This is a genomic window from Stenotrophomonas lacuserhaii (assembly GCF_014836545.1).
Taxonomy (GTDB): Bacteria; Pseudomonadota; Gammaproteobacteria; order Xanthomonadales; family Xanthomonadaceae; genus Stenotrophomonas; species Stenotrophomonas lacuserhaii.
Map to the genome: position 1 here is coordinate 34,074 of NZ_JACSQS010000024.1, position 9,827 is coordinate 43,900.

General features: G+C 68.5%; 5 protein-coding genes. 3 read left to right on the forward strand and 2 right to left on the reverse strand.

Annotated elements, in window-relative coordinates; genetic code table 11:
- Positions 1 to 173 precede the first annotated feature (173 nt).
- Together H9654_RS16715 and pbpC are read left to right on the forward strand one after the other, a co-directional pair.
- Positions 174 to 5,108 carry an alpha-2-macroglobulin family protein gene (locus H9654_RS16715; RefSeq protein WP_191771853.1) on the forward strand — a complete coding sequence of 1,645 codons (4,935 nt, stop codon included), beginning with the start codon at positions 174 to 176 and terminating at the stop codon, positions 5,106 to 5,108.
- 46 nt (positions 5,109 to 5,154) lie between these two features.
- Entirely contained in the window at positions 5,155 to 7,527 is a 2,373-nt protein-coding gene (pbpC, locus tag H9654_RS16720) for a penicillin-binding protein 1C (protein ID WP_318241153.1), read from the forward strand.
- Between the two features lie 7 nt (positions 7,528 to 7,534).
- Here the strand turns inward: pbpC and H9654_RS16725 are convergent, their stop codons facing one another.
- Together H9654_RS16725 and H9654_RS16730 are read right to left on the reverse strand one after the other, a co-directional pair.
- Positions 7,535 to 8,104, reverse strand: coding sequence for a ferritin-like domain-containing protein (locus H9654_RS16725; protein WP_191771854.1), 570 nt, complete (start codon positions 8,102 to 8,104; stop codon positions 7,535 to 7,537).
- A 41-nt stretch (positions 8,105 to 8,145) separates the two neighbouring features.
- On the reverse strand, positions 8,146 to 8,628 hold the full coding sequence (locus H9654_RS16730; RefSeq protein ID WP_191771855.1) for a peroxiredoxin: 483 nt from the start codon (positions 8,626 to 8,628) through the stop codon (positions 8,146 to 8,148).
- A 190-nt stretch (positions 8,629 to 8,818) separates the two neighbouring features.
- Here H9654_RS16730 and H9654_RS16735 point away from each other — a divergent pair, with 190 nt between their 5' ends.
- Positions 8,819 to 9,718 carry a DnaJ C-terminal domain-containing protein gene (locus tag H9654_RS16735; RefSeq protein WP_191771856.1) on the forward strand — a complete coding sequence of 300 codons (900 nt, stop codon included), beginning with the start codon at positions 8,819 to 8,821 and terminating at the stop codon, positions 9,716 to 9,718.
- Positions 9,719 to 9,827: the final 109 nt, after the last annotated feature.

Genomic DNA, 9,827 nt, shown 5'->3' on the forward strand with positions numbered 1-9,827 from the left:
GGGGCGACACCCACCAGGTGCAACGGTCGTCACCCATCAGGTGCAACGGTCGTCAGCCACCAGGGGCAACGGTCATCACCCACCAAACGCAGCAGCGCGGCTGCCGTGCAATCAGCACCCCCGCCGTCAAGGATCTGGCGGCATAATGCACGCCTTGTTCAAGGAGTGACGACATGACCGGTCCGCTGCGGCTTCGGAAGTGGGGATGGGCGGCAGCCCTGGTGGCGGGAAGCCTGCTGGCCGGCCTGGCCGGCTGCAACCGCAACGACAGCGGGCAGCTGCCCGCCGCCAGCGGCGAGGCGATCACCGCCAAGGCCGAGCAGGTGACCGAGTTCACCCTGCTGCGTGCCTACCCGGACCAGAAGAACGATGGACTGTCGCTGGCGCTGGAGTTCTCGCGCCCGCTGGTTGGCACCCAGGACTTCGATGCGCTGGTGCGCTTCGAGGAAAAGGTCGGCACTGATGACAGCAGCTGGACCCTGTCCGAGGACGGCAAGACCCTGCGCTACCCGTTCGTGGAAGCCGCCAAGGAATACTCGCTGGTGGTGTCGGCCGACCTGCTGGCCGCCGATGGCAGCCGGCTGGGCAAGGAGCTGCGGCAGAAGGTGTTCAGCGGCGAGCTGACTCCGGTGGCTGGCTTTGCCTCGCAGGGCAGCGTGCTGCCGGCGCGCGACAGCCGCGGCCTGCCGGTGGTGTCGGTGAACGTGCCGGAAGTGGACGTGGAGTTCCTGCGCGTGCGCGAAAAGGAACTGCCGACCTTCTTCAGCCAGTACCAGCGCGGCGGCCGCCGCGGCAGCTGGGAACTGGACAGTGACTACAGCGAACGCACCCCGATCAGCCGCCTGGCCGAGCCGGTCTACGTCAACCGTTTCATCCTCGGCGGCAATCAGAACGAACGCGTGCTGACCTACCTGCCGACCCAGGACATCAAGGAGTTGCAGGAGCCGGGACTGTACTTCGCGGTGCTCAAGCGCACCGGTGCCTTCGATGGTGAGTTCGATACGGCGTTCTTCAGCGTCAGCGACATCGGCCTGCATACACGGGCCTACAAGGACAAGCTGTTCGTCCATACCGCCTCGCTGAAGGACGGCGCGCCGCTGAAGAAGGTGGACGTGCGCGTGCTCGACGGCAAGGGCGAAGTGGTCCTGCGCGGCAGCACCGACGGCAACGGCAACGCGCTGCTGGATTACACCCTGGATGCCGGCCACGTGCTGGTCGCCGGCAGCGGCAAGGACACCAGCTTCCTGCCGTTCAACCAGCCTGCGCTGGACCTGAGTGAGTTCGCGGTCGCCGGGCGGGACAACGCCTGGTTCGATGTGTTCGCCTGGTCCGGGCGTGACCTTTACCGTCCCGGCGAGACCGTGCGGCTGTCCGCGCTGCTGCGCGACAACGATGGCAAGCCGGTCGCACCGGGCAAGGATGCCAAGGCACGCCAGCCGGTGTTCCTGCGGCTGAAGCAGCCCGATGGCAAGATATTCCGCGAGACCCAGCTGCAGCCCGGCGAACAGGGCTACTTCAACTTCGAGCAGCTGATCCCGGCCGATGCGCCGACCGGCCGCTGGCAGGTCGAGTTCCGTACCGATCCGGCCAGCAAGGAAGCGATCCAGGGCATGACCCTGCGTATCGAGGAGTTCCTGCCGGAGCGGATGAAGCTGGACCTGGACAGCGCACAGAAGAGCCTCAAGCCCGGTGATGCGCTGCGCCTTCAGGCCGACGGTGCCTATCTGTATGGCGCGCCGGCCGACGGCAATCGCTTCACCGCGCGCCTGGCGGTGGCGGTGGAACAGAAGCCGGTGGAAGGCCTGCCGGGTTACTTCTTCGGCGACCCGACGGTGAGCCTGCCGCGCGAAGCCAAGGATGTGGTGGATACCACGCTGCCCGCCGATGGCAGGCTGAAGCAGGATGTGGACCTGCCGGAGGAAGCCGCCAAGGCGAAGACGCCGGTGGCGGTGGTGTTGTCCGGCAGCCTGTATGAGACAGGCGGACGCACCGTCAACCGCACCCTCAAGCGGGTGATGTGGCCGGCCGCGGCGCTGGTCGGCGTGCGCCCGCTGTTCAACCCGGACGATGGCGCCGATGCCAATGGCACCGCGCGCTTCGAGCTGGTGCGCGTGGACGCGGCCGGCAAGCCGCAGCCCGCCAAGGGGCTGAAGGTCACCCTGGTACGCGAGCTTCGCGACTATCACTGGGCGTTCAACGACAACCGCTGGGACTACGATTTCACCCGTCGTTTCGAGAACAAGGACACCCGTAGCGTCGATGCCGGCACCAGCGCGGTGGCCTTCGAGGTGCCGGTGGAGTGGGGCGAGTACCGGGTGGACGTGTTTGATCCGGCCACCGGCCTGACCAGCCGCTACCCGTTCCGCGCAGGCTGGAGCTGGGGCGACGACAACCGCGGCCTGGATGCACGCCCGGACAAGGTCAAGCTGGGCCTGGACAAGACCGGCTACAAGGCCGGCGACACGCTGGAAGTGACGGTGACGCCGCCGCATGCAGGCCGGGGCCTGCTGATGGTGGAAACCGATCGCATGATCTACGTGCAGGATATCGACGCCAAGCCGGGCAGCACCTTCAAGATCCCGGTCACTGCCGATTGGGAGCGCCACGATGTGTACATCACCGCGCTGGTGTTCCGCGGCGGCAGCGCACCGAGCAAGGTGACGCCGGCACGCGCGGTTGGCGTGGTGCACGTGCCGATGGACCGCAAGGCGCGCACGGTGGCCGTGGGCCTGGTGGCGCCCAGGCAGATGCGGCCGGAGCAGGACCTGCCGGTCACCGTCAGCGTGCCGCAGCTGGCCGGCAAGGTCGCGCACGTGACCGTGTCCGCAGTGGACGTGGGCATCCTCAACATCACCCGCTTCCCGGTGCCCGACGCGGCCGCGCACTTCTTCGCGCAGCGCCGGCTGGGCATCGATGCCTATGACATCTACAGCCGCGTCATCGAGAGCTTCGACGGCAGCAGCGGCAAGCTGAAGTTCGGTGGCGACATGGCGCTGGCGGCGTTGCCGCAGGCCAAGCGGCCGACGGCGCGGGTGCAGACCGTGGACCTGTTCACCGGGCCGGTGAAGCTCGATGCCAAGGGCAATGCCCGGGTCCGGCTGAAGGTGCCGGACTTCAACGGCACGCTGCGGGTGTCGGCGCTGGTGTATGCCGATGAGAGTTACGGCAAGCGCGATGTCGAGACCGTCGTCCGCGCCCCGCTGCTGGCCGAAGCCAGCATGCCGCGCGTGCTGGCCCCGGGCGACCGCAGCACGGTCACCCTGGACGTGCAGAACTTCACCGGCAAGCCGGGCCAGTTCAACGTGAGGGTGGAAACCGAAGGCCCGCTGAGCCTGGCCGAGGGCACCCGCTCTGTCCAGCTGGCGACCGACGCCAAGACCACGCTCAGCTTCCCGCTGAGTGCGCGCGAAGGGCACAGCGTGGCCAAGGTGCGGGTGCGGGTGGACGGCAACGGCTTCAAGGCCGATCGCCGCTACGACCTGCCGGTGCGCGCGGCGTGGCCGCAGGTGCTGCGCTCGCAGGTACGCACGCTGGATCCGCTGGCTGCGGTCAGCTTGGATGGCAGCCTGCTGGACGGGCTGATGCCGGAATCGGTGACCGCGCGCCTGCTGGTCAGCCCGCTGCCGCCGATCCCGTTCGCCAGCGCGCTGCAGGGCGCGCTGAACTATCCGTATGGCTGCGCCGAGCAGACCACCAGCAAGGGCTACGCCGCGCTGATCCTGGACCAGGCCACCTCGGCCATGCTCGGCGCCGACGGGCTGGATGCCAAGGTGCGCCGCGAGCGCATGGAAGGCGCCTTCGGTCGTCTGGCCTCGATGCAGGTAGCCAACGGCAACTTCTCCATGTGGGGCGACGACGGCTACGTCAATCCGTGGCTGACGCCGTACATCACCGAGTTCCTGCTGGATGCCCGCGATGCCGGTTTCGCCGTGCCCGACAACGTGCTGCAGAAGGCGTTGAACCGGCTCAGCGAGGACCTGCTGTCCGGCGGCAACCAGTTCTACGGCCAGGACCGCCGCGACAACCTGAAGTTCGCCAACCAGGCCTACTCCGGCTACGTGCTGGCGCGGGTCAACCGCGCGCCGCTGGGCACCCTGCGCACGCTGTATGACAACGAACGGGCCAAGGCCATCGGCGGCCTGCCGCTGGTGCACCTGGGCGTGGCGTTGTCGCTGCAGGGTGACCGCAAGCGCGGCGAGGCGGCCATCACGGCCGGCTTCGCCAAGCCGAGCAGCGAACGGCCGTCGTACTTCGGTGACTACGGCAGCGCGATCCGCGATGACGCGCTGATGATCGCACTGACCCACGAGCACAACCTGGCCAAGCCGGCCTGGGACGCGCGTTCGGTGGACCTGGGGCGCGAGCTGGATACGCGCCGCAACCGTGGCTGGATGTGGCTGAGCACCCAGGAACAGGTGGCCATCGCCCGCCTGGGCAAGGCGCTGGCCGCGAACCAGAAGAAGCTGGTGGCTGGTGAGCTGGTGATCGGCGCGCAGACCGAAAGCATCGGCGAGCGCCGCCTGTTCGGCCGCAGTTTCGATGCCGCGCAGCTGGTGAGTGGCGTGCGCTTCGCGCCCAGCGGCGAGCCACCGATGTTCGCCAGCATCGACGTGGCCGGCATTCCGCGCACCGCGCCGGCGCCGGACAACAGCGTGATCGGCGTAGAGCGCAGCTGGTTCGGCACCGATGGCAAGCCGTGGACGCCGCGTCCGTTGAAGGAAGGCGAGGCGCTGATCGTGCGCGTCACCGTCACCCCGGACAGCAGCATGCCTGATGCCCTGCTGACCGACCTGCTGCCAGCGGGCCTGGAAATCGAGAACTTCAACCTGGGTGATGCCAAGCAGTGGGCCGACGTGGTGGTGGATGGCATCGGCATCAGTTCACGTGGCGATGCCGCCGACGTGAAGCACGAGGAGTTCCGCGATGATCGCTACGTGGCGGCGCTGAACCTGTCGCGTGGCAGCAAGGCGACGCTGTTCTATCTGGTGCGCGCAGTCACGCCGGGTACCTACACGGTGCCGCCGTCGCTGGTGGAGGACATGTACCGTCCGCAGCTGCGCGGCGTTGGCCGCAGCAACCCGAGCACGATCACGGTGGTGCAACCGTGAGCCGGCGGGCGGGCCGCCACGCGGCGGCCTGCCGACGGGGCCGCCAGTGATCAAACGCGGCCTGCGCCGGTTGCGGCGCAGCCTGCGGCCGCTGTGGCCGTGGCTGAGGTGGGGCAGCGTGGCGCTGCTGTTGGCGGCGCTGCTGCTGGACTTCGCGTTCCCGCCGCCGTTGCCGAAGCAGCGTGACACCAGCACGCTGGTGGTCGCGCGCGACGGCAGCCCGTTGCGCGCCTTCGCCGATGCCGAAGGCGTGTGGCGCTACCCGGCTTCGGTCGAGCAGGTGTCCCCGTTGTACCTGCAGGCCCTGCTGGGCTACGAGGACCGCTGGTTCTGGCGCCATCCCGGCATCAACCCCGTCGCACTGCTGCGGGCCAGCACGCAGATGATCGGGCAGGGGCGCATCGTGTCGGGCGGCTCCACGCTGACCATGCAGGTAGCGCGCATCCTTGATCCGCACACGCGCACGCCGTGGGGAAAAATCAAGCAGATGCTGCGCGCGCTGCAGCTGGAAGCGCACCTGTCCAAGCGCGAAATCCTGGTCCTGTACCTGGAGCGCGCGCCCTACGGCGGCACCATCGAGGGCGTCGAAGCGGCCAGCTGGGCCTATCTGGGCAAACCGGCGGCGCAGCTTTCGCACGCCGAGGCAGCGCTGCTGGCCGTGCTGCCGCAGGCGCCCAGCCGGCTGCGTCCGGACCGCCATCCGCAGGCAGCGCAGCAGGCGCGTGACAAGGTGCTGGCACGGATGGCCTCGCTGGGACGCTGGTCCGCCGAAGAGGTGGAGGATGCACGCGTGGAAACGGTGGTGACCCGTTCGCTGCGTCCGCCCCTGCATGCCGCCTTGCTGGCGCAGCGCCTGCATGCCGCACAACCGGGCCAGCCACGCATCCAAAGCAGCATCGACATCGACCTGCAGCGTACGCTGGAGGGCCGGCTTTCCAGCTACTTTTCCACGCTGCCCGAGCGGACGTCGGCGGCGCTGCTGGTGGTCGACAACCAGACCCTGCAGGCACGCGCCTACGTCGGTACGCTGAACTTCGGCGACCGGCAGCGGCTGGGCCACGTGGACATGGTGCAGGCCTGGCGTTCGCCGGGTTCCACGCTCAAGCCGTTCCTGTACGCGATGGCACTGGATGACGGGCTGATCCACTCGGAAAGCCTGCTGGTGGATGCACCGCAGAGTTTCGGCGGTTACCGCCCCGGCAATTTCGACGAGGCCTTCAATGGTCCGGTGAGCGCAGCCACCGCACTGCGCCTTTCGCTCAACGTGCCGGCGGTGGACCTGCTGGATCGGGTCGGGCCGGCGCGTTTCGCCGCGCGCCTGTCCCATGCCGGGATCCAGCTGCGTTTTCCACGCGGAAGCTCGCCCAACCTGTCGTTGATCCTGGGCGGCACCGGCGCGCGGCTGGAGGACCTGGTCGGCGCGTTCGCGGCGTTGAACCGCGATGGCATCGCCGGCCGGGTGCGCTACACCGGGTCGGATCCGGTGCTGGATCGCCGGCTGGTATCGCCGGGGGCGGCGTGGATCGTGCGCGAAGTGCTGGAGGCCAATCCGCGTCCGGGGCAGGGCACCGATACCTTCGACCTCGGGGGGCGGCCACGGGTCGCGTGGAAGACCGGCACCAGCTACGGCTATCGCGACGCCTGGGCGATCGGCAGCACGCGCCAGTACACCGTGGGAGTCTGGGTGGGGCGGCCGGACGGTACGCCATTGCCGGGACAGTACGGGGCGGTGACTGCACTGCCGCTGATGCTCGAAGTGGTCGACAGCCTGCCACGGCAGGGCCGCGCCAGCGCCCCACCGCCGCGTCCGGCTACCGTCAGCCAGGCCGATGTGTGCTGGCCGACCGGTGGCCTGGCCAGCGAACTGCCCGATGGACTGTGCCAGCGGCGACTGAGCGCGTGGTTGCTCGACGGCAACCTGCCACCGACCTTCGCCGAGCGCGATGCGCGGCGCTGGCAGCCGGGGCGGCAGCGCTACCAGGCTGACGCGCAGAGCGGCCGGCGGCTGTCCGCAGATTGCAGCGCGCCGCACCACGTGGAAGAGCGCGAGGTCGCGCGATGGCCGGCGCTGCTGTCACCGTGGTTGCCGCAGGCGGCACGTGAGGCCTCGCAATTGCCTGCGCTGGCGCCGGATTGCCGCGACGACGGGCGCCAGGCCAGCATTGCCCTGCACATCGATGGGCTCAACGACGGCGTGTCGGTGGCACGCGCACCGGGTGCCGTCGATGGCGTGCGCCTGCAGCTGCGCGCATTGGGCAGCGAGCACGACATCGACTGGCTGCTGGACGGCCGCTGGGTCGCCCGCACCCGCGGCGCCCAGCCTTTCAGCCAGCGCTTTGAACAGCCGGGACGGCATACGTTGACCGCACTGGCCAGCGATGGGGCCTGGACCCAGGTGCGGTTCAACGTGGTGCGCTGAGGGCGGTCTACTTGCCTATCCAGCCATCCAGCAGGTCGGCGAACTCGTCGGCGTGCTCTTCTTCCTGGGCCAGGATCTCTTCCAGGATGCGCTTGGTGGTGGTGTCCTTGTCACCGACGAAGTTGATCATTTCGCGGTAGCTGTCGATGGCGATGCGCTCGGCGATGAGGTTCTCGCGCACCATGTCGCGCAGGTCGGTGCCTTCCTTGTACTCGGCATGCGAACGTGCGGTCAGGGTGTCCGGGTTGAAGTCCGGCTCGCCGCCCAGCTGGACGATGCGTTCGGCCAGCTTGCCGGCGTGTGCCTGCTCCTGCTGGGCATGCTCCAGGAACTCGGCCTTGACCGCATCGGCGAGCATGCCCTTGGCCATGAAGTAGTGGCGGTAGTAGCGCAGCACGCACACGTATTCGGTGGCCAGCGCATCGTTGAGCAACTGGATGACCGCCTTGCGGTCGGCGTTGTAGGTATCGGTGATCGCACCATCTTCGATATTGCGCCGGGCGTTGTCGCGCAGGATCTGGCGATCACTGATGCCGGCAGGATGGGCGGGATGCGGTTGCTTGGCTGGCTTTGACATGGCTGGCCGGTTCTCCTTCGTTGGTTGCGGTGGCGCGTTGATCAGTGCGGCAGGTGCGCCAGTACATGCTCGGCCGATGACACCTCGAACGCGCCGGGGGCGTCGATCCAGGCTTCGCGTACCGTGCCGTCCTCCACGTACAGGGCGAAACGACGCGAGCGCATGCCCATGCCGGACGCGCTGGCGTCGACTTCCAGCCCGAGCGCGCGGGCCAGTTCGCCGTTGCCATCGGACAGCATCAGCAAGCCATCGGGGACGTGCTGGTTTTCGCCCCACGCCTTCATCACGAACGGGTCGTTGACTGCCACGCAGTACACGTCGATGCCGCGCTGGCGGAATTCGGCGAAGTGTTCGATGAAGCCGGGCAGGTGACGGGCCGAGCAGGTCGGGGTGAAGGCACCGGGCACGGCGAACAACACCGCCTTGCGGCCGTCGAACAGGGCTTTGGTGTCCACCGTCTCCACGCCGTCGCGGATCCGTTTCAGCGTGACTTCGGGGATCGGGTCGCCAGCGTGGATGCTCATGGGTGGGCTCCTGGTAAACAAGTAGCGTAGGCATGTCGGTGGAAGGGCCGTGTCAACGGATTGAAAATCCCGCGTGCACACCCGATCTGCTGGGCAACGGGGCAGACACCGTCCGGGCCTGCACACGGCAGCCGCTAGAATAGGCGCGGGTTGGCGCCCCCGGTGCCGACGGATCAATCGAGGTAGCACGATGGAATTCAAGGATTACTACGCCACGCTGGGCGTGGAACCCAGCGCGGGCGACGCGGAAATCAAGACCGCTTACCGGCGGCTGGCGCGCAAGTACCACCCGGATGTCAGCAAGGAAGCCGGGGCGGAAGAAAAGTTCAAGGGCATCAACGAGGCGTACGAGGCGCTGCGCGATCCGCAGAAGCGCGCGGCGTATGACCAGCTCAAGGCCCAGGGCTATCGTCCGGGCGAGGAGTTCAATGTCCCGCCCAACTACGGCGGCGGCGGTGGCTTCGATTTCGAGGAAGTGTTCGGTGGCGGCGCAGGCGGTGCCAACGGCGGCTTCAGCGATTTCTTCGAAAGCCTGTTCGCACGCCAGCGCGGCGGCGCCGGGCGTGGCCCGGGTCCGGGCTTCAGCAGTGGCGGCCATGCCCCGCAGCGCGATACCCGGGCCAAGCTTTCCGTCCCGCTGGAAGCGGCCTACAACGGCGATACGCTGCGGATCACGGTCAACGGCCGCCAGCTGGACGTGCGCGTGCCCAAGGGCATCAAGCCGGGCCAGGTGATCCGGCTGGGCGGGCAGGGCACCGACGGCGGCAACCTGCTGCTGGAAGTGGAATATGCCGCGCACCCGCAGTTCGAAGTGGACGGTCGCAACATCCTGTACACCCTGCAGGTGACGCCGTGGCAGGCGGCGCTGGGCACCAGCATCAGCGTGCCGACGCTGGGCGGTGCGGTGGAACTGAAGGTGGCCGCTGGATCCGATGCCGGGCGCAGGCTGCGCCGGCGCGGCCGGGGCTTGCCGGGCAACCCGGACGGTGACCAGATCGTTGAGCTGGAGATCGTGGCGCCGGCGGCCAGCGATGAGGCCCAGGCCGAGGCCTACCGCAACCTGGCCAAAGCGTTCGGCGAGTCGATCTGAGGGGTTTGTTGTGCTGCGCACGGCTTGAAGCGCAGGCAACGGCGACGGCAACGTCAAGGGCTGCAGGGCTGCGGGTTGGGGGGGGGGGGGGGGGGGGGGGGGGGGGGGG

What these genes read in the sequence shown, in the direction of transcription:
- H9654_RS16730 (WP_191771855.1), bottom strand. Translation starts at nt 8,628, where the DNA reads ATGAGCATCCACGCTGGCGACCCGATCCCCGAAGTCACGCTGAAACGG.
- H9654_RS16725 (WP_191771854.1), bottom strand. Translation starts at nt 8,104, where the DNA reads ATGTCAAAGCCAGCCAAGCAACCGCATCCCGCCCATCCTGCCGGCATC.
- H9654_RS16715 (WP_191771853.1), top strand. Translation starts at nt 174, where the DNA reads ATGACCGGTCCGCTGCGGCTTCGGAAGTGGGGATGGGCGGCAGCCCTG.
- H9654_RS16735 (WP_191771856.1), top strand. Translation starts at nt 8,819, where the DNA reads ATGGAATTCAAGGATTACTACGCCACGCTGGGCGTGGAACCCAGCGCG.